Annotated in this window: 25 protein-coding genes; 16 read left to right on the top strand and 9 right to left on the bottom strand. The window is 32.2% G+C overall.

Going from position 1 to position 25,158, the window contains the following annotated elements:
- The first annotated feature begins 13 nt into the window (after window positions 1–13).
- The 5 genes from P8V03_RS05270 to P8V03_RS05250 all read left to right on the top strand — a co-directional run bounded on the left by P8V03_RS05270 (window position 14) and on the right by P8V03_RS05250 (window position 4,023).
- A complete protein-coding gene (locus P8V03_RS05270; protein ID WP_318797052.1) occupies window positions 14–934 on the top strand; it encodes a phosphate ABC transporter substrate-binding protein in 921 nt (306 codons plus the stop codon).
- Between the two features lie 97 nt (window positions 935–1,031).
- Entirely contained in the window at window positions 1,032–1,895 is an 864-nt protein-coding gene (pstC, locus tag P8V03_RS05265) for a phosphate ABC transporter permease subunit PstC (protein WP_318797050.1), read from the top strand.
- A gap of 24 nt (window positions 1,896–1,919) precedes the next feature.
- Window positions 1,920–2,750, top strand: a complete 831-nt coding sequence (gene pstA, locus P8V03_RS05260; RefSeq protein WP_318797049.1) for a phosphate ABC transporter permease PstA — start codon at window positions 1,920–1,922, stop codon at window positions 2,748–2,750.
- A 3-nt stretch (window positions 2,751–2,753) separates the two neighbouring features.
- Window positions 2,754–3,503, top strand: coding sequence for a phosphate ABC transporter ATP-binding protein (locus P8V03_RS05255; RefSeq protein ID WP_318797048.1), 750 nt, complete (start codon window positions 2,754–2,756; stop codon window positions 3,501–3,503).
- A 49-nt stretch (window positions 3,504–3,552) separates the two neighbouring features.
- Window positions 3,553–4,023 carry an HAD family hydrolase gene (locus P8V03_RS05250; RefSeq protein WP_318797047.1) on the top strand — a complete coding sequence of 157 codons (471 nt, stop codon included), beginning with the start codon at window positions 3,553–3,555 and terminating at the stop codon, window positions 4,021–4,023.
- A 229-nt stretch (window positions 4,024–4,252) separates the two neighbouring features.
- On the opposite strand, the gene P8V03_RS05245 is transcribed toward P8V03_RS05250, so the two are convergent.
- Entirely contained in the window at window positions 4,253–4,777 is a 525-nt protein-coding gene (locus P8V03_RS05245) for an FmdE family protein (protein ID WP_318797046.1), read from the bottom strand.
- Window positions 4,778–4,992: 215 nt separating this feature from the next.
- On the opposite strand from P8V03_RS05245, the gene P8V03_RS05240 reads away from it, so the two are divergent.
- From P8V03_RS05240 to P8V03_RS05200, 9 genes are all read left to right on the top strand, one after another.
- Window positions 4,993–5,589 carry a superoxide dismutase gene (locus P8V03_RS05240; protein ID WP_318797045.1) on the top strand — a complete coding sequence of 199 codons (597 nt, stop codon included), beginning with the start codon at window positions 4,993–4,995 and terminating at the stop codon, window positions 5,587–5,589.
- Between the two features lie 180 nt (window positions 5,590–5,769).
- On the top strand, window positions 5,770–8,196 hold the full coding sequence (locus tag P8V03_RS05235; protein WP_318797044.1) for a VIT and vWA domain-containing protein: 2,427 nt from the start codon (window positions 5,770–5,772) through the stop codon (window positions 8,194–8,196).
- Between the two features lie 161 nt (window positions 8,197–8,357).
- Window positions 8,358–9,083: an ABC transporter ATP-binding protein gene (locus P8V03_RS05230; RefSeq protein WP_318797043.1), complete on the top strand. Its 726-nt coding sequence runs from the start codon at window positions 8,358–8,360 to the stop codon at window positions 9,081–9,083.
- A complete protein-coding gene (locus P8V03_RS05225) occupies window positions 9,076–10,740 on the top strand; it encodes a putative ABC transporter permease subunit (RefSeq protein ID WP_318797042.1) in 1,665 nt (554 codons plus the stop codon). The genes P8V03_RS05230 and P8V03_RS05225 overlap by 8 nt, the downstream gene beginning before the upstream one ends.
- A 256-nt stretch (window positions 10,741–10,996) precedes the next feature.
- Window positions 10,997–11,152 carry a hypothetical protein gene (locus P8V03_RS05220; protein ID WP_261672117.1) on the top strand — a complete coding sequence of 52 codons (156 nt, stop codon included), beginning with the start codon at window positions 10,997–10,999 and terminating at the stop codon, window positions 11,150–11,152.
- Window positions 11,153–11,271: 119 nt separating this feature from the next.
- Window positions 11,272–11,943: a deoxynucleoside kinase gene (locus tag P8V03_RS05215; RefSeq protein ID WP_318797041.1), complete on the top strand. Its 672-nt coding sequence runs from the start codon at window positions 11,272–11,274 to the stop codon at window positions 11,941–11,943.
- 342 nt (window positions 11,944–12,285) lie between these two features.
- Entirely contained in the window at window positions 12,286–13,182 is an 897-nt protein-coding gene (gene gnd / locus P8V03_RS05210) for a phosphogluconate dehydrogenase (NAD(+)-dependent, decarboxylating) (protein ID WP_318797040.1), read from the top strand.
- A 34-nt stretch (window positions 13,183–13,216) separates the two neighbouring features.
- Entirely contained in the window at window positions 13,217–14,731 is a 1,515-nt protein-coding gene (zwf, locus tag P8V03_RS05205; protein WP_318797039.1) for a glucose-6-phosphate dehydrogenase, read from the top strand.
- Between the two features lie 39 nt (window positions 14,732–14,770).
- Window positions 14,771–15,400 (top strand): cyclase family protein, encoded by a 630-nt coding sequence (locus tag P8V03_RS05200; RefSeq protein WP_318797038.1) that lies wholly within the window; start codon window positions 14,771–14,773, stop codon window positions 15,398–15,400.
- 329 nt (window positions 15,401–15,729) lie between these two features.
- Here P8V03_RS05200 and P8V03_RS05195 read toward each other — a convergent pair whose 3' ends face one another.
- The 5 genes from P8V03_RS05195 to P8V03_RS05175 all read right to left on the bottom strand — a co-directional run bounded on the left by P8V03_RS05195 (window position 15,730) and on the right by P8V03_RS05175 (window position 19,271).
- On the bottom strand, window positions 15,730–16,668 hold the full coding sequence (locus P8V03_RS05195) for an AEC family transporter (protein ID WP_318797037.1): 939 nt from the start codon (window positions 16,666–16,668) through the stop codon (window positions 15,730–15,732).
- 113 nt (window positions 16,669–16,781) lie between these two features.
- Window positions 16,782–16,970: a hypothetical protein gene (locus P8V03_RS05190; RefSeq protein ID WP_318797036.1), complete on the bottom strand. Its 189-nt coding sequence runs from the start codon at window positions 16,968–16,970 to the stop codon at window positions 16,782–16,784.
- Window positions 16,971–16,994: 24 nt separating this feature from the next.
- On the bottom strand, window positions 16,995–17,888 hold the full coding sequence (locus tag P8V03_RS05185; protein ID WP_318797035.1) for a glycosyltransferase family 2 protein: 894 nt from the start codon (window positions 17,886–17,888) through the stop codon (window positions 16,995–16,997).
- 3 nt (window positions 17,889–17,891) lie between these two features.
- Window positions 17,892–18,290 carry a hypothetical protein gene (locus tag P8V03_RS05180; RefSeq protein ID WP_261672125.1) on the bottom strand — a complete coding sequence of 133 codons (399 nt, stop codon included), beginning with the start codon at window positions 18,288–18,290 and terminating at the stop codon, window positions 17,892–17,894.
- Window positions 18,291–18,302: 12 nt separating this feature from the next.
- Window positions 18,303–19,271 (bottom strand): ATP-grasp domain-containing protein, encoded by a 969-nt coding sequence (locus tag P8V03_RS05175; protein WP_318797034.1) that lies wholly within the window; start codon window positions 19,269–19,271, stop codon window positions 18,303–18,305.
- Between the two features lie 149 nt (window positions 19,272–19,420).
- Here P8V03_RS05175 and P8V03_RS05170 point away from each other — a divergent pair, with 149 nt between their 5' ends.
- Window positions 19,421–20,104 carry a PIG-L deacetylase family protein gene (locus P8V03_RS05170; protein WP_318797033.1) on the top strand — a complete coding sequence of 228 codons (684 nt, stop codon included), beginning with the start codon at window positions 19,421–19,423 and terminating at the stop codon, window positions 20,102–20,104.
- Between the two features lie 28 nt (window positions 20,105–20,132).
- Here P8V03_RS05170 and P8V03_RS05165 read toward each other — a convergent pair whose 3' ends face one another.
- From P8V03_RS05165 to P8V03_RS05155, 3 genes are read right to left on the bottom strand one after another with little or no spacing between them, the layout of a single operon-like run.
- Window positions 20,133–21,548, bottom strand: a complete 1,416-nt coding sequence (locus tag P8V03_RS05165; RefSeq protein ID WP_318797032.1) for a metallophosphoesterase family protein — start codon at window positions 21,546–21,548, stop codon at window positions 20,133–20,135.
- On the bottom strand, window positions 21,549–22,502 hold the full coding sequence (locus P8V03_RS05160; protein ID WP_318797031.1) for a dTDP-glucose 4,6-dehydratase: 954 nt from the start codon (window positions 22,500–22,502) through the stop codon (window positions 21,549–21,551).
- A gap of 44 nt (window positions 22,503–22,546) precedes the next feature.
- Entirely contained in the window at window positions 22,547–23,557 is a 1,011-nt protein-coding gene (locus tag P8V03_RS05155; RefSeq protein ID WP_318797030.1) for an SDR family NAD(P)-dependent oxidoreductase, read from the bottom strand.
- A gap of 236 nt (window positions 23,558–23,793) precedes the next feature.
- Here P8V03_RS05155 and P8V03_RS05150 point away from each other — a divergent pair, with 236 nt between their 5' ends.
- The gene (locus P8V03_RS05150; protein ID WP_318797029.1) at window positions 23,794–25,155 is read left to right on the top strand and encodes a glycosyltransferase family 2 protein; all 1,362 of its coding nucleotides are present in this window, start codon (window positions 23,794–23,796) and stop codon (window positions 25,153–25,155) included.
- The last annotated feature ends 3 nt before the right edge of the window (window positions 25,156–25,158 follow it).

Below are 25,158 nucleotides of genomic sequence, written 5' to 3'. Positions count from 1 at the left end.
GGAGATTCAGTATATGAAAAAAAGATTAGGTCTTATCTTAAGTTTGGCCTTAACTGTAGGTATTGTACTAACCGGTTGTGGAAATCAAAAATCAGTTAGCACTTCATCAAATGAAAAAGCGTCATCGGAAAGCAAAATAATGTTCAGCGGTTCTTCAACTATGGCTCCGATTATATCTAAAATAGCGGATACCTTTACGGAAAAAAATAAAACTTGGAATAAAGTAGAGGGAAGTATGCCAGAGAAACCTATACAAATAGCTGTTTCTTCTGCAGGTTCGGGAACAGGAGTAAAGGCTGCTTTGGAAAAGACAAGTAATTTTGGATTGGTTTCCAGAGAAGTTTCAAAGGATGAAAAAGAAAAGATGGACAAGTATAAAGAGTTTAAAATAGGTATGGATGCGTTAACTATATCTGTTAACCCTCAAAATTCTATTCTATCGAAGAAAAAAGGACTAACTAAAGAGGAGATTCAAAAGATATTTTCTGGAGAAGCAAAGCTTTGGAGTGATGTTGATCCAGCTTTACCTAAAAATAAAATAGTAATTGTGGTAAGAGATGCTGGCGGCGGTGCTGGAGAAGTATTTGAAAAGAGCATAATGGGAGATAAGAAGGTAAGTAAAGAAGCCGTGCAAGCACCTTCTATGGGAGCCTTAGGGCAAAAAATTATGGAAAATAAAGATGCTATAGGATATGCGTCAGTAGGTATAGTTGAAAAAAATGCAGGGAAGATTGTTGCAATGGATGTAGATGGAGTAACTCCTACTGCTGAAAACATCATAGAGGGTAAATATAAGATAGCAAGACCTCTTTTAGTGATTAAAAATGGTGATTTAACTGCAGAAGAAAAGTCCTTTATAAACTATATTACTTCTGAAGAAGGGCTAAAGGTAGTGAAAGAACTGGGGTTTGTTCCTGTGAAATCTGAAAAATAATTTTAGTAAGTATATAAATTATTAAAACTCGCTAGACCTATAGTCTAACGAGTTCTTTTGTAAGTATTCAAATTTTTAAAATTGATAAGGTGATTAAATGTATAAAAAGCTAGAAATACTCTTTTCTATTTTTATAAAAACATTAGCCTTCATATCCTTTAGTATTTTATGTTTAATATTAATATTTATATTAAAGGAAAGCTTAGGATTAGTCCATAAAGTACCTTTTTGGTCATTAATATCAGGAGTAGAGTGGCAGCCCTTAGAACTAAAGCCACAGGTATCTGTAATTCCATTTTTAGCAGCTACTATATACGTATCTCTTTTAGCAGTAATATTTGCAGTACCAATGGGAGTAGCCTTTGCTATTTTTATATCAATCATTGTACCAGAAAGTATTCATAAAATATTAAAGGCTTTCGTAAATATGCTGGCAGGTATTCCGTCTGTAATATATGGCTTTATCGGACTTTCAGTAGTTGTAAAGTTTTTTGAAGGCCATCTAAATTTTTCTACCGGTGAATCTATATTTGCTGGTGGAATAGTACTTGCAGTTATGATACTACCTTATATAGTTTCTACCTGTGATGAAACTATGAGCAAGGTTTACGGAAAATACAGTATATATTCTAAGTCACTTGGAATATCTAAGTGGTATATGATAAATAATCTAATAATCCCCTCTTGCGGAAGAAGTATATTAGTCTCTGTTATACTTTCTACGGGTAGAGCTATGGGGGAAACTATGGCGGTGATGATGGTTATCGGTAATAGCCCTATTATGCCTAAGCTTTTTGGTAAGGGAGAAACTATTCCAGCTCTTATAGCACTAGAAATGGGCTCTGCTCAAATTGGAAGTATTCATTATCATGCCTTATTCGCCTCAGGATTTGTACTTATGGTATTACTTTTGATTATAAACACTATATTTTACAGCATAAGCAAGAGAATAATTGTTTAGAAACTATGAAAAGAAGGAAGATTTATGATTAAGGTTTTAAAAAATGTGTTATTAGCACTATGGTATTTTTTAAGTAGTCTTATTGTAATCGGGGTTATTATATCTATTTTTGCCTATATCCTTATAAAAGGCTTATCAGTTATAAACTTGAATTTCATATTGCAAGCTCCTAAAGGTACACCTCTTGGAATAGAAGGAGGAATATTGCCAGCTATAATAGGAAGCTTAGCGTTAACCGCAATAGCTTGTATAAGTGCATCTATTTTAGGGGTAGCAACTGCTGTGTACTTAAGCCTTTACTGTACCCATAGCGTGATTAAAGAGCTAATGCACCTTGTGATAAGTTCTATTTCTGGAATTCCATCTATTGTGCTAGGTCTTTTTGGTTACTCTTTTTTAGTTTATTTTTGTGATCTTGGAATTAGTCTTATAGCAGGGGGAATTACTCTTGGAATAATGATATTTCCTTATGTAGAGGTGGTAACGGAGAAATCTATTATGGAAGTTGATAAAAGTTTGATTGTTTGTTCCTATAGTTTAGGAGTAAGTAAGTCTTATACCTTTTTTCGTATAATTCTTCCAAGTTGTGCTTCAGATATAATATCCGGGACCATAATGTCCGGAGGCTTTGCCATGGGAGCAGCAGCTCCAGTTATGCTTACATCTGCAGTAGTATCTGCACCTAATCCTGATTCACTGCTTTCACCAGTAATGGCACTGCCCTATCACCTATATATATTAGTAAGTCAAGGTATTTCTATGGAAAAAGCCTATGGAACATCACTGGTGCTTGTAATATTACTTATAGTTATAAATTTTGCAGCAGCTATTCTTACAAAAAGGAGGAAGGTATAGATTATGAATAATATACTAGAGATTAAAAACATAAATGTATACTTAGAAGGCAAACAAATTCTCAAAAATATAAGCCTTCCCGTTAGAAAAAATAAAATAACTTCAATAATAGGGCCCTCCGGATGTGGAAAATCTACCCTGTTAAAAACTATAAATCGTATACTAGAAGAAGAAAAAAGCTGCAAAGTAGAGGGACAGGTTTTTTTAAAAGGGGAAAACATTAAAGATATAGATAGGGGACTTTTAAGAAAGTCTATAGGTTGTGTTTTTCAAAACCCTACTCCTTTTCCTTTTTCAATATATAAGAACATGGTTTATGCCCTTAAATATTATGGTATAACAGATAGAAAAAAATTAAATAATATATTAGAAGAGAAGCTGAAGTTAGTAGGTCTTTATGATGAGGTAAAGGAAAATTTAAATATGTCTGCATTAAAGCTTTCAGGAGGGCAGCAGCAAAGACTTTGTATAGGGAGAACTCTTACTATTGAACCAGAAGTAATTTTAATGGACGAGCCTTGTTCTGCACTAGATTTGAAGAATACTATGAAAATAGAGGAAACATTAAAGAATTTATGTAAAAATTATACTATTATAATTGTAACCCATAATTTAGCACAGGCTAAAAGAATATCACACTATACTTCTTTTATGCTTAATGGAGAACTAGTGGAGTATGGAGAGACGGATAAAGTTTTTAATAATCCTGCTAAAGAAAGTACAAGGGAGTATATTGGAGGACTTTTTGGATAAATATTAAGAAAAAATACAAAAATTCTACAATATAGAAAGGAATTAAGCTATGATTCAAATTGATATACCAGGAAGAAAAAATTTAGTAATGGAAAACATAGTTTTTGATTATAATGGAACCTTGGCTGTAGATGGCAATTTACCTGAGGATGTTAAGGAAGCACTCATTGAACTAGCAAAGAGATTGAATGTATACATAATAACAGCGGATACCTATGGTAATGTAAGGAGTCAGTGTTCAGAACTATCGGTTAAGGTGCAAACCTTTCCAAAGGGTAATGCTACTGTTTATAAAAGAGAATTTGTAGAAAAACTTGGAGCAGAAAATACTGTGGCCGTGGGAAATGGGTTAAATGATATAGAAATGTTTAAAGCAGCAGAGTTATCAATAGCAATAATAGGAGAGGAAGGCTGCTCTACGGAAGCTCTTATAAATTCACATATAGTTGTAAAGGATATAAAAGATGTTTTCTCTATGATTTTAAAGGTGGATAGAATAAGAGCAACTCTAAGGGACTAAAATCTTCATCAATAGGGTAAGAAGTTATTGGATTCATTTAGCACTATATAATAAGAATAAAGAAGAAAAAATAACATATATTATATAATAAGGGACTGTCCATAATGCATGAAAATGCAATATGAGATGTTACTTCTCTTTTACAGGCTAAGGCACTTAACCCCATACCTTTTAAAGTATGGGGTTAAGTTATACTTTAAAAAAACAGAAAATACACTACGTATAACTGCTAAAGACTTCTTGAATAATCTTTAAAGCAATCACCACATACTTTTTTACCATTCATAAACCTTATCTTGTGTTCAGCAGAGGCTTCTCCACATTCTTCACATACTACACTTGTAAAAATTCTAGCTCTTTCTGGAAGTTGAAAACTAGGTTTTTTAAATTCAAAAAGTTCATCGTAGGAAGCGTTTAATATGTATTCCATTTCCCTCTGTCTATTCTCGCTTTTCTTACGGGATTTAACCACAATTCTAACGCCTTCTTTATCTGTTCTACTAAAGAATGTAAAGGCCATTTTTCCTGAGTCCTTAAATAATAAATTTCCTTTACCTACAGAACAGCCAGTTAAAACCTGAACTGCATCTACACAACAGGCATCATTTTCAGCTATGCAGACTATTTCTTCGTCTTTTGAAAAGCTAAGTCCTAACTTTTCTTTTGCCGCTTCACTGACTTTATAGCCTATGGCAAGTCCAGGACATTCATGTCCGTGGAACTGTACACACTTTGTCCATAATTCTTTATTCATATTAGAATCTCCCCCATAGTAATATTATATTTATTATTTACCTAATTATAACATAATTTCCGGTTCTATAACTAAAAAACTTTAAATAGAGATTTGTATTAAAAATAGTGTTTCGGAAAAATATCATTTTTACTATACCGCTTGATGAATAAAAGAAAAATTTTATTACCATAATATTAATGTTAAAAACAATAATAAACACGAGGTGAATGAATATGACACACACTTTACCAACACTTCCTTACGATTACAATGCTTTAGAACCACACTATGATGAGCAAACAGTAAGGTTGCATCATGATGCCCACCATAAATCTTATGTAGATGGATTAAATAATGCAGAGTCAAAATTAGAGGAAGCAAGAAAAAATGGTGATTTTGCACTAATAAAACATTGGGAAAGAGAATTAGCTTTCCATGGTTCAGGACATATTTTACATACACTGTTTTGGGAGAACATGGGCCCAAATGCAGGAGGAGATGCTTCTGGAGAAATTGGAGATCAAATTACTAAGGACTTTGGAAGCTATGAAGCCTTTAAGAAGCAATTCTCAGCTGCAGCGGTAGCAGTGGAAGGCTCCGGATGGACTATACTTTGCTGGAATTGCATGTTTAATAAGTTAGAAATTTTACAGGCAGAAAAGCATCAAAACTTAACTCAATGGGGTGTAAAACCTTTGCTTATCTTAGATCTATGGGAGCACGCTTATTATCTAAAATATCAAAATAAAAGAGCTGCATTTGTTGATGCTTGGTGGAATATTGTAAACTGGAATACAGTAAATGATAGATTTAAAAAAGCAACAAAATAGTTTAAGGTAAAAAAACCTCTATGTTCTACATGGAGGTTTTTTTATAAGTTAAATAAAAAATTTTATCTTTATAATAGTGAAAAAGATAATTGTAAAAAATAAATATTGAATTTATGTTAACACTATTAATAAGGAATATTTGGTATAATTAAGTAAATGGAAATAAAAGGTGGGTATGATATGGTGTATGGTATAAAAGAAATTAAAGGTGATGCCAAAGGAATGGTTTTAAAAAGGATTAGCATAAGCGGTAATGTATGCGGTAGTTATGCAGAAATAACTATAAGCCATGATTATGAAAACAAAGGAAAGGATGACATCGAGGGAGTTTACATGTTTCCGATTCCTAGGACTGCTATAATCTCTGGTTTCGAAGCGGAAATAGGAGGAAGAACTTTAAGAGCAATAGTTGAAGAAAGAGAAAAAGCAATAAAAATTTACGAAAATATAAAGAATAGGGAAAAAGAGTCCTTCTTACTAGAGGAATTCAAACCTAATGTATTTAAAATAAGTATAGGAAAAATTATATCCGGAGAAATTGTTAAAATAAGGTTATCCTATATTGATGAACTGGAGTATAAGGATAATACCTTTAAACTTAAGATTCCAGCAGTTTTTGAGCCAAAGAGAATAGATGAAGAATCACCAATTAATAGTATAAAGAATAGTATAAAAAGGAAGTTTATCAAAGAAGAAAATGAAAGTGATTTTGAATTTAAAACAAACATACTTGTAGAATCTCTCTGTAGGCTAGAATTTAAATCCACCTATCATAAAATAGATGTAGAAAGAGAAGGAGATACAGTAGCTAGGATTAATCTTCAGGATGACTATAACACTATGGATAGGGATTTTATACTTCTCATGAAGGAGCAAAATCCACTAGAGGCTGATGGAATGATTTATGAATATAAAGAAGGAGAGCAGGAAAAAGGTATAGTCTATTTAAGAATGGTGCCAAGACTAGATTTCTTTGAGGAAGAAGTAAAAGAAAGCTATGTTTTTCTAATAGATATTTCCGAAACCATGAAAGGCAATAAGTTAAAGCAGGCAAAGAATGCACTGCAATTGTGTATAAGAAACTTATCGGAAGGTGATACTTTTGACATAATTGCTGTAGGGGATACATTAAAGTATTTCGTTGATGAAGGCATGGCAGAATTTAATGCAGATAACTTGAGAAAAGCATCAAAGTGGATAGATGATTTAGAGACAGAGGAAGATGCAGATATATTTGGAGCTATTAAATACAGTCTTGAAAATGAAGTTGGTCATAACACCATACTAATTTTTACTGATGATCAGGTAGAAGAGGAAGAGGAAATATTATCTTATGTAAGAGAGAATATCGGTGATAATAGAATATTCTCCTTTGGTATTGATTCTGCTACTAATAATTATTTCCTAAATAAGCTTGCTCATGAAAGTTACGGAAAGGCAGAGTTTATAAATAAAGGAAAGAGAATTGAAGATGTTGTTTTAAGGCAGTTTACTAGAATACAAAATCCAGAAGTAGACGATATTAAGATTGATTGGGGAACATTGAAGGTTGCAAGCACTTATCCAAGAACTATAGATTATATGTATGATAGAGAACCATTTTCAATATTTGCGGATGTAGTGGGAGAAGTAAGTGGAGAAATAACTATAAAAGGAATGGTAGATGGGAAGGAATACATTAAGACAATAAACCTAGATAACTTCAATACAGAAGAAAATGCTAATCTTCTTAAAAAAGTTTGGGCAAGAAAGAGAATAAAGTCTATAGAATTAAATATGATATCCGAGCGTGGCGAAACAAGGGAAGCTATGAGAAGAAAGGTAGTAGAGCTATCTAAAAATAATGGAATCATAAGTCCTGAAACCACCTTCATATTTATGGAACTTAGATATGAACCTGTGCTAGGTATTGAACTTAGGGATATAATTCCTATAAAGGTACAAGAAGGTACATTAGCTGATGAAATAGATATGGAAGACTTTAAAGAAAATGAACAATTAGGCTTTTTATACAAATCCTATAGTGGAGATGAGGAAGAAGACATAGATCACAATCAATATTTAGATAAAGTTTATCCAAGAGAAGAACTTCTCAGGTTAATTGCTAAAAATCAACTTGCAGATGGTGCTTTTGTAGATTATGAAGACAGCAATATTGAAGATAAGGTTGAGACCACTGCTATGGCACTTTTAGCCTTTGGTATTGGTGAAGAAGATATTGATATATACTTCAATCAATTAAATAAATCTGTAGAATTTATTTACAATAATTGTATAAATGGAAGTGCTATTTTACAAAACAGAATTGGAAAAATGGCAATTCTTGCTCTAGAAAGGGCTATTGAGAAGAACTTTTTAAAGGACAGAAACGTAGAGAAAGCACAACAAACTGCAAACTACCTGTATAAGATATTGAAGGAAAGGGAAAGTGCCAAAGATATTTTAAATAATTTAGTAGAATACTCCTTCAAGAAAAATGTCATTTCCTTATTTAATATAAGCGAGGATGGAAAGAGTATTAATGAAGAAATAGTAATAAGAAAAGAAAATAATTCTATATACAGCATGTCAAAGCTGGCAGTATTAAAAGGATTAAAAGATTTATAGATACATGGTTTAATATTTACTAGAATATAATAAAAAATTTAGGGTTAAATTTTAATCCTAAATTTTTTATTATGAAAATTACTTGCAGAGTTATTATATTTGCCCTATATTATGTATAACAAATATAATAGCTATAATAAATATAACTTGGGGGAATAAGAATGGTAGAATTAGTCAATATAAGTAAAAGTTATAACGGAAAACAAAAAGCAGTAGATAACCTAAATCTCTCAATACCAAATGGAGTAATATTTGGTTTTTTAGGACCTAATGGAGCAGGAAAAACCACTACTATTAAGATGCTTACTGGGATTATAAATTCTGATGCAGGAAATATAACTATAAATGGAGTAAATATAAAGGATAATCCTATAGAGGCAAAAAAACAATTTGGTTTTGTGCCAGATAGTCCGGATATGTTTTTAAGACTTAAAGGAATTGAATATTTAAACTTTATGTCAGACATATATGGTGTAGAAAGTGAAGAAAGAGAAGATAGAATAAGAAAGTTATCAGAAAGATTTGAGATGACTAAAGCTTTAGGTGATCAAATTCAAAGTTATTCTCATGGAATGAGACAAAAAATTATTTTAACGGGAGCCCTTGTGCATAACCCATCAGTATGGATACTAGATGAGCCTATGACAGGTTTAGATCCTAAATCAGCATATATGCTGAAGGAGATGATGAGGGAGCATGCAGATAAGGGAAATACAGTGTTTTTTTCTACTCATGTTCTTGAGGTTGCAGAAAAAATATGCGATAGAATTGCTATTATAAATAAGGGAAAAATATTATTTTCTGGTACTTTTGAAGAATTAAAAGAACAATTCAAAGAGAATAAATCCTTAGAAAATATATTTTTGGAGATGACTGAAAATGAGTAGGTATATAGCCTTGACAAAGGTACTTTTGAAAAATGGAGGAAGCCCTTTAAGACAAGATAAAAAGAAGAGAAATAAAACGCTAGCAATGTGGGGGCTTTTGGCATTAGCTTTTGCACCTACAATTTTGCTTATTATACAGTTTATCGGATCTGCCTATGACGTTTTGCTAAAGATAAATCAGCAGGGACTAATACTTGGGCTAGGTGTTTCTTTTGTAAGTATATTTATATTTTTCTTTGGTATTTTTTATTCTTTAAATGTGCTTTACTTTGGAAATGATATAGAGAATTTACTGCCGCTACCTTTTAAACCTTCTGAAATTTTAGGTGCAAAGTTTACAGTAGCACTATTTTATGAATATTTAACAGAGTTAATTTTGCTGCTTCCTCTATTAATTGTTTATGGAATAAAAAGTGATGCCGGAATAGTATATTATCTTAATTCAGCGATAATATTTTTACTACTGCCTATAATGCCTTTAACTATTTCCTCAGTGTTAAATATGATACTTATGAGCTTTACAAATATAGGCAGACACAGAGATAAACTTAAAATATTAGGCGGGATTATAGCCATGTTTTTTGCCATAGGGTTAAATATTGGTATGCAAAGAATAGGCGTTTCTTCAAGGGATCCAGAGAAGATGCTTCAAATGATAACTGCTGGGAATAATTCTCTACTTGAAGCTTCAAACAAGATGTTTCCAGGAACAGCTATAGTGACCAAGGCATTAATTTATAACAGTAGTTTACAGGGACTCGTAAATATGTTTCTATTTGCAGGGATTACTTTAGTTGTAATTTTATTGTTTGTAATGTTAGGAGAAAAACTGTATTTTAGAGGGGTAGTTGGAATTTCAGAAACCTCTTCAAAAAGAAGAGAGTTGTCCTCTAAAGAGCTAGCAAAGCAAATTGTGAAAAAGACATCTCTTAATGCTTTAACAAAGAAGGAACTTAGACTTCTATTTAGAACGCCAGTTTATTTTATGAATTGTATACTAATGAATTTCTTGTGGCCAGTTTTTATGCTAATTCCAGCTTTTACCCAACCTGAAATGTTAGTAGAACTAAGAAATACTTCAGAGTTCATTAAGGATCCAAGTATAATATCTATGGTTATAGGGATATCTTTAGCTGCTAGTATATTTCTCGCTTCTACTAATGGTATAACCTCTACGGCCATATCAAGAGAAGGGCAAAATATATTTATTAGTAAGTATCTTCCCACTAGTTATAAAACCCAAATTACTGCAAAACTATTATCTGGGATAATTATGGGAACTATATCTGTAATAATTATGATTTTAGCAGCAGTATTACTTATTAGAATACCGTTATACTTGCCTTTTGTAGTATTAGTATCTTCTTTACCAGGTATTATATTTTCATCATTAGTAGGAATATTAATTGATTTAAACTTTCCAAAATTAACTTGGGATAATGAAGTAAAAGCAGTAAAACAGAACTTTAATGTAATTATAAATCTAGTACTAGGTATGATTGGAGGAGCTTTAGTTGCATTCTTAGCTATAAGACTTCAAGAATACGGTGTCACTGTAAGTATATCTCTATGTATATTATTTGTTATTATCGATTATATACTCTACCAAATCACTGTTACTAAGGGAGCAGAACTATTTGCCAATATAGAAGTTTAAATAAAGACCTCTAATCTTTTATTTTGAAAGGTTAGAGGTTTTTAAATTGTATACTTTAGAGAAAGGTATAGGGGAGTTTTTAAAAGATTACTTTTGTAATCACCTATTAACCATCATTAGAATAAGAATATATAAAAAAATAATTCAGAAAAAAGATTAGTACTATAAATAAAAAAAATGTAATAAATATATATAGGAATAATACCTTCTAAATAAAACTTTTTGAAGAAATAATAATTTAATGAGGGTTGATTATATGTTAATTTTTAAAACTGAGTCCATTATCTTTAAAGTAGATAATGAAGAGTTACCTGAGGATATAATTTTGATGATAGAAATAGAATTTAGAGAGCTTGGAACTCTAAGCGAAGAGACTATGAAAAGATATAATATAAAAATTGAGTGTACCTAAATATAAATAAGCCTTAAAGGTCTCCTTTAAGGCTTGTCTTTCTGGAACTATTTAATATATAATATGTTGGTTATATTAATATAGGATTCTATTTAGTAGATGTGCTAGGAGGCAAATTAATGAATGAATACATAGAGTTTTTTAAGTTATTAAAAAGTGCCAGAAAGGAAGATAAAATAATGAATTCAATTATAATAGATGGTTGTGTAGCAGCAGGTAAGACAAGTCTTATGAATATTATAGAAGAGGAATTTAGATATACTCCTTTTTTAGAGCCTGTAACAGACAATCCTCTATTAGATAAGTTTTACTATAATAGAAAGCGATATTCTTTTCCACTACAGATATTCTTTTTAAATAAAAGGTTTGCTATGCTTAAGGAAGCAGCTAAAATTGATGGTACTGTAATGGATAGAAGTATATATGGGGATGTAATATTTGCTAAGCTTTTAGCAGATAATCAGGAAATGGAGTCAGAAGAATATGCCCTATATAAGGACCTTTTAGCTAATATGCTTGAGCATGTGGAGCCACCTAAGCTAATGATTTATCTTAAGAGCAGCACAGATGATATCATTAGAAAGATAAAGTTAAGGGGAAGAGATTATGAACAGGTTGTTGAAAGGGAATACTGGGAGCAATTAAATAAGGAATATGAAGATTATTTTAGTGAATATAATATATCACCACTACTTGTAGTAGAGGTAGACAATCTTGATTATGTACATAATGAAAGGGACAGGGAATACATTATTTCTTTAATAAAAAATAAGCTTAAGGAAATAAGATAACATATTAAAGATATATAGCATATCCAAAAGGGCGTAAAAGTAAGTTTTTTACTTTTATGCCCTTTTTATGATTAAAAAAGAGTTATGCACAAAATATAAGAAAAATTATACCATATTAGTATGAAGTGTTAAGTAATAATTATTATTGATTGGTATTAAAAATATGGTATAATGTTAATAAAATTACAGCCAAAAATGTAGAATAATAATTTTCTGCTTTTATTATATAAATTTGGTATACCTGTTACTATAACTGAGAAATATAAAAGTATAAATTTAGTTAATTATAAATAATACTATGTTATAAGCTATTGTTTATAATCTTTAAGGAGGACTACAATAATGGAAATAGGTTTAATTGGTTTGGGAAGAATGGGCTTTAACCTTGCACTAAATATGAGAGATAAAGGTCATAAGGTAGTGGCTTTTAATAGAACGGCGGAAAAGGTGAAGGAAGCAGAAAAGGAAGGTATTACAGGAGCCTATAGCATAGAGGAGTTAGTAAATAAGTTAACTGGAAGAAAAATTATTTGGCTTATGGTGCCTGCAGGAAACACAGTAGACGATATGGTAGAGAAGCTTGTACGATTATTAAATAAGAGGGACATAATTATTGATGGAGGAAATTCAAATTATAAAGATACTCTTAGGAGATATAGAGAATTAAAGGAGAAAGAAATAGATTTTGTAGATGTGGGAACAAGCGGTGGAATAGAAGGAGCTAGAAATGGCGCTTGTACAATGGTAGGTGCTGAAGAGGATGTTTTTAAGCACATAGAGCCACTTATTAAGGATATAAGTGTAGAAAAGGGATATTTGCATACAGGTAAAAACGGTTCTGGACATTTTGTTAAAATGGTCCACAATGGTATTGAATACGGAATGATGCAAGCTATGGGAGAAGGGTTTGAAATACTTGAAAAAAGCCAATTTGATTTAAATTATAAGGAAGTAGCTAGGGTTTGGAACAATGGCTCTGTTATTCGTGGGTGGCTCATGGAGCTTGCGGAAAGTGCCTTTAGAAAGGATGCTAATTTAGATGGAATTAAGGGTATAATGTACTCATCAGGAGAGGGGTTATGGACAGTACAAGAGGCTTTAGAGCTTAAGGTTCCTGCACCAATAATCACCGAGTCTTTATTTATGAGATATCGTTCTGAACAAGAAGATACTTTTACTGGTAAGGTTGTAGCTGCACTAAGGAATGAATTTGGCGGCCATGCAGTTGCTAAGAAGTAAACAGGACATTATATTTTGGAAGATGGTGATTTAAGTGGAAATAACTAAAGACTTATCCTGTGTTATGACTATTTTCGGAGGTACAGGGGATCTTGCTCATAGAAAACTTATACCTGCTATATATAACTTACTTCATGAGAATATGCTGCCAGAAAACTTTGCGGTGGTAGCTGTTGGAAGAAGAGACCTATCTCATGAAGAGTATAGAGATAGTATATATCAATCAATACAAAAATTTTCTAGACTTAAAATTGATAATGATCTATGGAATGTTCTTAGAAATAAAATATACTATAGTAAGTTTAGTTTTGATGATAACTTAGGCTATAGCAAACTAAATGAATTTTTGAAGGCTTTAGACAAAGAGTATCATACTAACGGAAATAGGATGTACTATCTTGCTGTAGCACCAGAATATTTTGAAGTAATAGTAGATAAGTTAAATAATCACAATATGGTTGATACTAGAGAAGGCTTTAAAAGAGTAGTTATTGAAAAACCCTTTGGAAGAGATTTGAAATCTGCTCAATACTTGAATAAAAAGATTACCGAAGTGTTCTCAGAAGATAACACTTATAGAATTGACCATTACCTTGGTAAAGAAATGATACAGAATATCATGATTATAAGGTTTGCAAACTCAATATTTGAGCCTATATGGAATAATAAATATATAGATAACATTCAAATTACTGCTATTGAAACTGTAGGTGTGGAAAATAGGGGAGGATACTATGAAAAGGCAGGAGCCCTTAGAGATATGGTTCAAAACCATATGCTTCAACTTCTTACCTTAACAGCCATGGAACCACCACCAAGCCTTAAGACTGAGCATATTAGAGACGAGAAAGTTAAGGTACTTCAGTCTCTTGAAAAGTTAACACCGGAATTTATTAAAAGTAATGTAGTTAGAGGACAATATGGAGCAGGTTCAATTGAAGGTAAAGTTGTGCCTGCCTATAGAAACGAAGCTAATGTATCACCGGAGTCAAAAGTTGAAACCTTTGCGGCGTTAAAGATGCATGTACAGAACTTTAGATGGGCTGGAGTACCCTTTTATATAAGAAGTGGCAAGAGACTTGATAGGAAATCTACTGAAATAACTGTACAATTTAAGGAACTTCCTAATATTTTATACTTTAAAGAAAATAAGGAACTGCAGCCTAATTTGCTTACTATAAAAGTTAACCCAATGGAAGGGGTAGTATTTCAGTTTAATGGCAAGGAGCCAGGTTCAAGGAATAATATTCTTCCCCTTCAGATGGATTTTTGTCAAAATTGCGAATTTGAGAGCAATACACCAGAAGCTTATGAGAGATTGCTTTATGATGTTATGAAAGGTGATCCTACTCTCTTTACAAGATGGGATGAGGTTGAGTACTCATGGAAATTTGTTGACAGTATCTTAGAGGCATGGAAAAGTGAAGAAAACAGTTTTCCTAACTATGAGGCAGGCAGCAATGGTCCTAGAGAAGCGGAACTGCTGTTATCTAGAGATAACAGAAAATGGTGGAATATAGAGTCTAACAGTTTTTGTGCAAGAAAATAAGAGTTCTAAATTTAGTCTATTGGTTTAAAGGAGAAATAAATGAAAATTTATGATATTTCAATGAATATACACCATGATATGATGGTATATAAGAATAAGGAAGAGAAGAGACCCGTTTTAAATAATGTTCAGAACTTTATTAACAGCAGTGCTTATGAATCTAGAATTTCAATGGATATGCACACAGGAACTCATGTTGATGCACCTCTTCATATGATTGAAGAAGGCAGCACTATTGAAACTCTTGATTTAAATACTGTTATAACTAAATGTAAGGTTTTGGATTTAACTAATGTTCATAATACAATAATGAGGGAAGATCTGATAAAAAAAGATATACAAAAGGGAGACTTTATAATATTAAAGACAAGAAATTCTAATACAGAAGAATTTGATTTTGACTTTGTTTATCTAGAGAAGAGTGGAGCAGAGTACCTAAAGGAAAAGGAGGTAAAGGGCGTTGGAACTGATGGATTAGGAATAGAAAGAAGTCAGCCAAACCATGAGACACATAAAATCCTAATGGAAGCGGGAATTACCATAGTAGAGGGACTTAGGCTGAAAGATATTAGTGAAGGAAGTTATGTACTTTGTGCTCCACCTTTAAAAATAAAGGGTGCAGAAGCTGCGCCAACAAGGGCATTGTTGATTGAAGGAATCACTTTATAAAAAATTAATATTAATAGTAATTAACAGTTACACCTCCTAACTACAAAGTTAGGGGGTAAATTTTAGGCCAGCTTTCAGATGAAATAAAGAATATTAAGAGTTCAACAAATAAGCTTAATGAACTTTCCCAATTACAGGTTAAAGCTTCTAATGAGGTAAACTTAGCTGTAGACAAGTTAGTCGCAGAAACTAGATAAAAGCTGATTATAAAACTACTTACGCTATAATAAATTGTGTAGGTAGTTTTATAATCCACCTAATAACTCTATTTAAGATATAAGTAAACATAACAATGATTTTTAGAATATATTAAATGCCGACAATGTAGTCTACTTAGCCAAAATATTCAACAGCCAATATAGTAGTGGCAGAGATAGCAGGGATAGTAAGGTGGATACACATATGCCTATAGATCCAAAGTAGGTATCACTGCCATATTTTTTTGCAAATATGGCAGTGGTAGGAGCAGAGGGCATAGCAGTTAAAATTACTGCTATGGCTAGCAGAGTAAATTTTATATTAAAAAAAATCAGCATAAAAGGAAGTAAAGGTACAATTATTAGTTTAGCAAAAACTGCTTGCCAAAGATGCTTGTCTTTGCATAGTTTCAAAAGTACATCTTTTTTTAAATTACCAATAAGGCTACCAATAAGAAGCATGGAAAGAGGAGTTGTAGGTGTGCCAAGGTTTTCAAGGAATTTTGATATAGTCAAAGGAAGCTTAAAAGGCATAAGAAAGAGTAATAAGCCAAAAGAAGTAGCAAGGACACCAGGATTTAGTATTAGTATCCTCCAAGAAAAAGTTAGTTGTTCTTTTGCGATTAAATATACTCCGTAGGTCCAAATCAAGAATAAGAAAAAAAGGTTGAATACGGAAGCATACATAACTCCTTCCTTTGAAAATAAAGAAAAACAAAGAGCATAGCCAAGAAAGCCTTGATTACCAAAGATTATTAAGCTTTGATAAACGCCTCCTTTATCTTCTGGAAGGTTGTTCTGTCTTGCCATAAAGAATGCTAATATACAAGCTAAAACAAGAATATATATTGATAGGAATATTAAAGTGTAGAAATTCTTTAAAAAAGAAAAGGAAAAAGGGAAATCCATAGAAAAGACAATTAATGCCGGCAAAGTAATATAGAGAATTATGTTGGTAAGAGCTTTATCAGCAGTGTCATCAATAATACCAAATTTTTTAGCTGCGTAACCAACTAAAGCAATACTATATAAAATTATAAGCTGCTGAATAAAGGAAAGCATTTCTAACATAGACACCCTCCTTAGGAAATTCTTTATATAAATTTAAATTAATCCCTCGCCCACTTATCTTAAGCTAGGAATTAATTTAAATTTATCATCAATAGTAAAGTATTTGATCAATGCTAGTGTTGCGGTGGGCTTATAATAATATCTAACTCTATTAAGTTAGGGGCTTCTTCCTCTAATACTAACTGATTACAATCAATTTCCTGTCTTTCAGTACCATTTAATTTATACATCTTCTCTATAACTGCTTCAACGGAAACTTTCAAATTTTTTTTATTATTAATATCCTCTAGTGAATGTTTCAAGTAGATCACCTCTATATATTAATGTTAAAAGGGTATGTTAAATTTATTGAAAAACCAGTTGTCATCATATATACGTCGCCTAAAATAGTTTTTGCGATGTTCATGACTATTACTTATCTTTATTTTTTCTATTATTTTTTCAAAATGAGGATAATCATTCATTAATTTTATTAATTTTTTAACCCTAGCCTTATTAAAATGGATAATGGCTATTCTTAACTTATTATAATGAAAATCTACTATATTTACATTATAAGGCTGAACTTTTCTAAATTTATGACCAACCTTAACAGCAGGGTGTACGAAAATTTTATATCCAAAAAGCCAGAGTTTAAGTGATAATTCCACATCCTCATAACCCCAGCTAGTAAATAAGGGATCAAAACCTCCTACAGCATGAAATACATCTCTTTTAATAATCATACAGGCACCAGGAGCCAATGGGATTTCTCCTATACTGTTAGGCCTCTCCAGCCAATAGGTTTCTAGATTTTCATTCCAGTTTTGACCATAGCCTACAGCACTGTTAGGGTGAAAATGTCCAATACCTGGACAAATTACGCTAACTTCCCTATTATTAAAAGCTTCTAGCATAGTATTAAGCCAGCCTTCCCTCATAGTGAGATGTGCATCACAAAAGATTAGAAATCTCGCATCAGATGCTAGAGCTGCTCCTAAGTTTCTAGCCTGTGATGGACCTATTCCCTTTGTTTGAATTAGCGATACGTTAGGATAACGTTTAGAAGCACTCTTTAAAAATTCACAACAGCTATCGTTAGAATTGTCATCTATAACAAAAATATCTGATAGCTTTTTAGCTTCAGTTTTTAACATAAAGTCTATAGTTTGCTTAAGATAGATTCCTTCATTTTTACATGGAATTATAATAGCTGAATCTCTTTTTCCTAGGTCACCCATGAATTATTCTTCTTCCTCATACTCAGTATCCATTGGTTCACAGGTACTTTTCACAGATTTAGAGGAAGGCTCATATACTAGACCATTTAGATACAGTATTTTTAATACTATTTTATCACCGGGATATAAAGGTCCTAAAAGAAATTGACCATTATCATCAGTTATTGCATGGCCAATAGGCTCAAGCTCTGATGTGATTTCAGCATCACAGTGAGGGTGTTTTAATTTAAAGATTTTTACTACAGAGCAAGGTGCTGGTTCACCATCTGGAAAACGAACTGTACCTAGTATAACTTTTCTATAATCCTTTTGCAGAAAAAAATCCATATCTAATTGGTCTGTACTTGTTTTTTCATCACTGTCGGGAATTTCGATAACAAATCGGTTTATTTGATAATCCATACTTTACACCTCTTAATCAAATTTATAGTATTCCTCTAAATAACGGAATGCCTTACCAGATTTTATATTAGGTTTATCAATAGCCTTTTTAAGGATAACATTTTCAAAGGCATATATTACATCATTGAAACCAAAGTTTGACCTTATAAAAGCAGTACTAGAATATCTCGGATTAATTTCGAAGATTACAGGAGCACTATCCTTTTGTTTTCGCAACTGAATATTAATAGAACCGGATAAATTTAGAATTCTTGCTACTGATTTACACAATTCTTCTATATCTTTGTCGAAAACAACTTTAACTTCACTGCTTACCCCATCCTTCAAAGTCCTTTCAAGGGTAATTACGTATGTTTCATTGTTAAAAGGATCTCTATAAACTCCGTTGGTATATTCAAGTCCAGTAATATACTCTTGAAGCATATAACTGCTGTCTAGATTTTTTATAGATTTAAAGTCTAAAATATCTCTAACCATATAAAAATCCTTTGAGCCACTACTAGAAAGCTTCTTTACTATAAAGGGATAATTGAAATCTTTCAGCAACATATCAACAGATACTGAACTGTTATATAGGATTGAATGAGGATAAGGAAAATGGTTATTTTTCAAAAACTGAACTGTTTTTAATTTATCTCTGCATATATTAATTATCCCAGGTGAAGGCATAACAATACGAGGGCGAATCTCCTCATCAATCTCCAAGAAATGATCAGAAATATATAAGAGCTCCTGCTCGCTGCAAATATAAACCAAGTCTATTGAATTTTCAGTAATAAATCTATTTATAAATTCGGGATAGGTTGAATCCTTTGCTTTAGGTATGGTTTGAAAAAGGTTACAAAATAGAGGATGAGGCTCGTAGTTTCTACAGTCAGTTCCAAAGATCTTTATATTGTAGTTAGAACGACAGAGAGCTTTACAAACTGCCTGACCTAAATCACCTCCAATAGAAGTAACTAAAGCCTTATATTGTTTCATGATAAATCCTTCCTTTATGATGAATAGTCCTATATATAAATATGCGATATATTATTGTTATATGTAACTTAATAAATTAACTTTGCATAGCTTAATGTTATAGATATTAATATTACTTAGACTTATATCTTATATTAGGAGGACTTTATATGGAAAAGATATTAGTCATTGCAGCTCATCCTGATGATGAGATTTTAGGCTGTGGTGGAACTATTAAGCGTCTTATAGATGAAGGCAATGAAGCCTATTCATTGATTTTATCTGATGGCACTACTTCTAGGCATGGTAACTTAACGGAAGTAGTATTAGAAGAGATTAAAAATAGGCTTAAGCAAAGCCAAGCTGCAGCTAAAATTATTGGGTATAAGGAACTATTTTTCTGTCAGTTTGTTGATAATAGCTTTGATAAAGACACCCTTTTAGAAATAGTAAAAGCTATAGAAAAATATATAGTTCTCTTAAAGCCATCTATTATATTTACTCATCATTATGGGGATTTAAATATTGATCACCAGAGAACTTTTCAAGCAGTTCAAACGGCATCAAGGCCTATGGTTAACTGCCCAGTGAAAGAATTATATTGCTTTGAAACCTTTTCTGCCACAGAGTGGAGCTTTATAGACAAAGATAAATTTGTTCCTAACTATTTTGTAAATATAGAAACTACCTTAAAAGATAAGCTTCAAGCAATAAAATGCTATAAATCTGAATTGAGGCAATTCCCTCATCCCCGCTCCATAGAAGGGTTGGAAACTGCTGCAAGAAGGTGGGGTACAGTTATAGGCTGTAACTATGCAGAAGCCTTCGAATTAGTTCGAAAAATTATTCCATAGTAAAAACCAAAGGAGAATTGAAAAAAAATCAATTCTCCATTTTTATATTTTCCTTGTGACCTAAAAGCTGAAAATTAAAGCTTATATCAGAACTAGATGCACTGGCTTGATGGATTTCAACTGCTATTACATTATCACCCTTTCTAAGAAGACTTGTGCTTATTGTAACCTTTTGGTAAGAAGTTTCATCTGCGCCACTCAAAGCTTTTACTGCTAAAGTATTATAATGAATTTTACCAGAAGGCATATTAGTTCTATATATTTCTGTTCCATTCAAATATACAACTGCTCCATCATCTCGCTGAATTCGAAGAGTTAAATCACTATACTGAGATGGCACATCTATAGTAAAATGCTTTCTAAAATAGGTTGTAATATATTTTTTGTAAACATTAGGTCCGTAACTTACAACAGTAGCTTCACCACCATCACCATATCCAAATTCTGCCAAACCAGAAGACCATTTAGAGTCATCAAAATTCAGTTCCTTCCACTGGGTTCCTTGGTTGGAGCCGTTGTCTAAGTATCTCCAAGTTGAACTAAGAGGAATTAAAATATCAGAAACATTGTTATCTTTAATCTTATTGCTAAAGGATGTAAGGCTACAGCTATCTATAAGAGTAGTATTATTATCGTAGGCATGTAGAGTAACTCCTTGGCTCGTGATGTCTAAAACAACATAGTGATAAATCGCTAATGGACCAACTACAACATTTTTTATATCTTTTATATGTCCATTTAGTGAAGAACCTGCTCCACCAGTGGTAATATGATAAATAGGGTTTTTTATAATAAGTCCTTTGGTATTAAAAGACTTATCAATAATACGTCTGCAGTAGTTGTGCTCATGGCCTACAAAAACTGCTGTTACATTGTACCGATCAATAATTGACCAGAGCGCATCTCGTTCGCATTTACTACTATCTAGGCTTTCGCTATAATGATGTCCTGTAGGGAAAGCTGGTAGGTGAAACATAACAAAATTATATTTTCTAGTGCTGCTTTCTAAAGTGTTTTCTAACCAAGTTAATTGTTTTGGATCAAGAGCATAACCTCCTCCCTTACCCCAGCGGTTGGAGTTTAGAAAAATAAAACGGGTATTTAAATGATCAAAATAGTATACAGTTCTTTGATATTTTTCTAATTGCTCATTTGGGAGATGGGAAAAAGCGTTACTAAAGGCAGTTTCATTGTTTTCATGGTTTCCTAAAAGAGTATAAAACATATTAATTGGATAATAATTATTTACAAATTGTTTCCACTTATCTAATTGTTCACTGACATTGGAACCACCATAAACCATGTCTCCTAAAAAAAATATAAAATCTGGTTGAGGAGATAACTTTTTAATATTAGAGAGGAGGTTGTGAAGCATTTCGGAGTTAAAGGCTATAGTATGCTTACTGCAATCACCCATTAGTACAATACGAAAGGAAGATTTCATCTATATCCCCTCCAATAATAGTTTGTTTTTTAAAAATTCTTCTGTTTTAGTTATACCTTCAGCCAGAGAAACCTCTGGTTTCCAGCAAAGTGTTTTTTCAGCTAGTTTTGAATTGCATAGTAATTTTTTTATCTCACTTTGAGGGTGAATATGAGGTATATATTTAATACTTCCATCTTCACCGGCAATCATTTTAGCTAAGTCGGTAATAGATATATCGCTACCACTGCCTGCATTCAACACTTTTCCCTCTGTGCGGCTACTGTATCCTGCAGCAACTACAAAGTTTGCACAATCGGTAACATATAAAAAGTCTCTAGTTTGTTTTCCGCTACCGTAGACTTTTAGTGGCTTGTTCATAAGTTTTTTATTTATAAAAATAGAAATAACTCCACCTTCGCTATTCTGCTTTTGGTAAGGACCATAGGTGTTGAAGGGGCGAAGAATAGTCACAGGAAGACCGTAAGCATAATAAAAAGATAAAGCTAGTTGTTCACCTGCCAATTTAGCAGCAGCATAAGGGGATGTAGGACAGGTACTATGATTTTCCGAAATTCCTTCTTCATCTAAAGCTCTACTATAAACCATGCAGGTGCTCATATAAACAAATTTTGTATTACTATGCCTACACTGCTCCAGAAGATTGAAGGTTCCTATCACATCATTTTCAAAAGTAGTTTTAGGATTGTCAATACTATCTTGAACATTGATTGAAGCTGCTAAGTGATAGCAAATATCAAATTTATTTGTAAAAAGAGTTTCTAAAAGGGGGAGATTTGTTATACTGCCCTTTATAAAAAAGATTTTAGGATAGTTAACCTGAAACTCTTTTATATTATCCATTGAACTATTTGAAAGATTATCTAGTATCCAGACATTATGATTATCCTCTATAAGTCTTTTTACTACCCATCTTCCAATAAAGCCTGTACCACCAGTTACTAATATATTCATATCTCACTTCCTCCTCTATACTGTAAAAATTCTGTTATTGACCATCATAGTAATTTATTAGCTAGAAGAAAATTTATAATTTCCTCCTTTGTAAGAAGTCTATTAGTATGGGATGATATTTCGCCAGATACTGCTTTGCAGTTTTTTATAGGATATATATTCTTGCTACCTTTTAAAATAGTAGGAAGTATGCAATAATAATCATCAAACTCTAAGGATCTTTCTGCCTCATGAGTTGTGATTAGTTCCTCAAATAATTTTTCAGAAGGTTGTTTTCCAATAAACTGTACTTTTATACTTTTGGGGTCTTTAAAGAAAGCTGGTGCTAAATAATTGATTAAAGCTTCAGCTAAGTCTTCTATGCGGATACTTGGCATCTTTTTTATAAATATTTCTCCACCAACAGCTTTTTCGGCACCTTTTAACATCAAATCAACGGCATCATCAATGGTGCATATAAACCGTGTCATCCCCGGGTCAGTAACCGTTACATAATCTTGGTTTTTTATTTGTTCTTTAAATAAGTCTAGAACACAACCTCTTGAACCTAGAACATTTCCAAAACGTACAGTGGAAAAAATTGTGTTGTTTTCATTTATAAAGTTTCCATGGGTCATAAGTCTTTCGCTATAGAGCTTCCCAACACCCATTACGGTAGTAGGATTGGCTGCTTTATCACTACTAGTAAATACAACCTTTTCCACTCCATTTAATGTTGAACTCCTTATAATGTTGTCAGTGCCGATAATATTTGTAATAAAGGCTTCCTTAGGGTTATTTTCACATATGGATACAATCTTCATAGCTGCAGTATGAAAAACTATATCTATACCTCTTAAAGCAGTATTTATGCTATGGTAGTTTCTTATATCTCCAATTATGAAGCTAACCTTAGGATTATATTTTAAATTATAAAGTTCTGCTTCTTGTTTTTGTTCATCTCTGCTGAATATATAAATATGCTTTACATCATAGTTTAGTAATCTATTCAGCAGTGCCTTTCCAATTGTACCAGTGCCACCAGTTATTAAAATGTTTTTATTGCTTAACCACATTCTCATCCCTCGCTTATTAGTTAGTAATATAGTATATGTGGTTCAACAAGATAAGGTTCCAGGATGAATAGTGATATAGTGAGAGGTAATGACTCTTTGATAATATTGATGATTTATCAAGAGATAGCTTATGTTTATAACAAGGGCTGGTAATAAATTGCTTTATAATTGCTCACAGGATGTAGTAATTTACATATATTATAAATAGAAACACTGGAAAAAAGGGGGGACTTATGATGACAAAATTGTACGATAGAAAGCCAGGACTTGTGACTATCGTCATTGCTACCTATAACTATGGCAAATTTATTGTAGATGCTCTCGATGGCATTAAAAGCCAAACCTATCCTAATATAGAGCTAATTGTAATGGACGATGATTCAGAGGATAACACAGAAGAACTTGTAAAGTCTTGGTATGGAAAATATGGAACTAAACTTTCAAACTTTATCTATTTAAAACTACCAAGAAATTGTGGTGCCGGCTGGGCTTACAATATTGGATTTCAAATTTCGCTAGGTGAATATATTGTAATCCATGATGCAGATGATGTCAGCTATCCAGAAAAAATAGAAAAGCAGGTTAAATTGTTAGAAGAACATCCTAATACAGCTATGGTAGGCACAGGCTTTAGGACTTTTACAGATAGTATTTCCAAAAGTAAGGCAGGAAGTGGTTGGTTAAGTTTTAAACCAGAAAGTATTGAAAGAAACTATAAAAAACATTTCAGGCACTGTGTTGCTTATGGTACCTTGATGTTTAGAGCTGCTATGCTAGAAGAAATTATTGGATGTTTCAAAGCTATTCCTGTTGGTAATGATATGTTTTTTGTGAATAACATTGTAAATCATGATTTTGTTGTTGAAAATATAAAGGAAGAACTACACTATGTAAGAAAACATACCGGTTCTATGAGTAGTGATTTAAGGCATAAAAAAGATATAAAGGTATTACAAAAAAGGAAAGTTACTGAAAATCTCGTCACAGTAGTATTACCTATCAAAAATAGTCAGAGTACTATTTTAAAGGCACTAAATAGTATAGCTGAGCAAACTTATCCTAACATTGAAATCATTGTGGTAGATGATAACTCTACTGATGACTCTGAAAAAATAATAAATAACTGGTATAAAAAGTATAGAAATTCTTCCGGTAAAAAAGCTGTTAAGGAATTATTATATTTTAAACCTCCTAAGGAAGTTGGGGTGCCTTGGACTTACAATATGGGAGCTTATTTATCTAGGGGAGAATACATTGCCTTTCATAATGATAAAGGTATAAGTCATCCTAAAAGAATAGAAAAACAAGTAGACTTTTTAAAGAATAATTTTATGTATGGAGCTATCGGCACAAATTGTGAACCAGGGGGCTCAAGAATAAGATATGATGATAAACTTGAGTACTCTTATATTTCAGAAGGATTAAGTTGTATTAATATTAATACCCTAATGGTAAGATATGAGCATATCCATAGAACTGCTGGTTTTAGTAATTTAATGCAGGGTGCAGCAGATTTCGAATTCATCTACAGACTACTAAACAATGGGTATAAAGTACAAAATTTAAGAGATGTTTTGTACTTTGAGCAAAGGGGTTGATTT

Source organism: Clostridium tanneri (assembly GCF_033659955.1).
Lineage (GTDB): Bacteria > Bacillota > Clostridia > Clostridiales > Clostridiaceae > Clostridium_AM > Clostridium_AM tanneri.
Note: the sequence above shows the minus strand (reverse complement) of the source record. Positions and strands in the feature narration are given on the sequence as shown.

Excerpts from the sequence above, each read along its gene's own strand:
- P8V03_RS05165 (WP_318797032.1), bottom strand. The coding sequence starts at position 21,548 with ATGAAATCTTCCTTTCGTATTGTACTAATGGGTGATTGCAGTAAGCAT.
- P8V03_RS05160 (WP_318797031.1), bottom strand. The coding sequence starts at position 22,502 with ATGAATATATTAGTAACTGGTGGTACAGGCTTTATTGGAAGATGGGTA.
- P8V03_RS05215 (WP_318797041.1), top strand. The coding sequence starts at position 11,272 with ATGAATGAATACATAGAGTTTTTTAAGTTATTAAAAAGTGCCAGAAAG.
- P8V03_RS05180 (WP_261672125.1), bottom strand. The coding sequence starts at position 18,290 with ATGGATTATCAAATAAACCGATTTGTTATCGAAATTCCCGACAGTGAT.
- P8V03_RS05170 (WP_318797033.1), top strand. The coding sequence starts at position 19,421 with ATGGAAAAGATATTAGTCATTGCAGCTCATCCTGATGATGAGATTTTA.
- P8V03_RS05250 (WP_318797047.1), top strand. The coding sequence starts at position 3,553 with ATGATTCAAATTGATATACCAGGAAGAAAAAATTTAGTAATGGAAAAC.
- P8V03_RS05150 (WP_318797029.1), top strand. The coding sequence starts at position 23,794 with ATGACAAAATTGTACGATAGAAAGCCAGGACTTGTGACTATCGTCATT.
- P8V03_RS05175 (WP_318797034.1), bottom strand. The coding sequence starts at position 19,271 with ATGAAACAATATAAGGCTTTAGTTACTTCTATTGGAGGTGATTTAGGT.
- P8V03_RS05195 (WP_318797037.1), bottom strand. The coding sequence starts at position 16,668 with ATGTTAGAAATGCTTTCCTTTATTCAGCAGCTTATAATTTTATATAGT.
- gnd (WP_318797040.1), top strand. The coding sequence starts at position 12,286 with ATGGAAATAGGTTTAATTGGTTTGGGAAGAATGGGCTTTAACCTTGCA.
- P8V03_RS05235 (WP_318797044.1), top strand. The coding sequence starts at position 5,770 with ATGGTGTATGGTATAAAAGAAATTAAAGGTGATGCCAAAGGAATGGTT.
- P8V03_RS05270 (WP_318797052.1), top strand. The coding sequence starts at position 14 with ATGAAAAAAAGATTAGGTCTTATCTTAAGTTTGGCCTTAACTGTAGGT.
- P8V03_RS05230 (WP_318797043.1), top strand. The coding sequence starts at position 8,358 with ATGGTAGAATTAGTCAATATAAGTAAAAGTTATAACGGAAAACAAAAA.
- P8V03_RS05220 (WP_261672117.1), top strand. The coding sequence starts at position 10,997 with ATGTTAATTTTTAAAACTGAGTCCATTATCTTTAAAGTAGATAATGAA.
- pstA (WP_318797049.1), top strand. The coding sequence starts at position 1,920 with ATGATTAAGGTTTTAAAAAATGTGTTATTAGCACTATGGTATTTTTTA.
- P8V03_RS05200 (WP_318797038.1), top strand. The coding sequence starts at position 14,771 with ATGAAAATTTATGATATTTCAATGAATATACACCATGATATGATGGTA.
- P8V03_RS05185 (WP_318797035.1), bottom strand. The coding sequence starts at position 17,888 with ATGGGTGACCTAGGAAAAAGAGATTCAGCTATTATAATTCCATGTAAA.
- pstC (WP_318797050.1), top strand. The coding sequence starts at position 1,032 with ATGTATAAAAAGCTAGAAATACTCTTTTCTATTTTTATAAAAACATTA.
- P8V03_RS05225 (WP_318797042.1), top strand. The coding sequence starts at position 9,076 with ATGAGTAGGTATATAGCCTTGACAAAGGTACTTTTGAAAAATGGAGGA.
- P8V03_RS05155 (WP_318797030.1), bottom strand. The coding sequence starts at position 23,557 with ATGTGGTTAAGCAATAAAAACATTTTAATAACTGGTGGCACTGGTACA.
- P8V03_RS05245 (WP_318797046.1), bottom strand. The coding sequence starts at position 4,777 with ATGAATAAAGAATTATGGACAAAGTGTGTACAGTTCCACGGACATGAA.
- P8V03_RS05240 (WP_318797045.1), top strand. The coding sequence starts at position 4,993 with ATGACACACACTTTACCAACACTTCCTTACGATTACAATGCTTTAGAA.
- P8V03_RS05255 (WP_318797048.1), top strand. The coding sequence starts at position 2,754 with ATGAATAATATACTAGAGATTAAAAACATAAATGTATACTTAGAAGGC.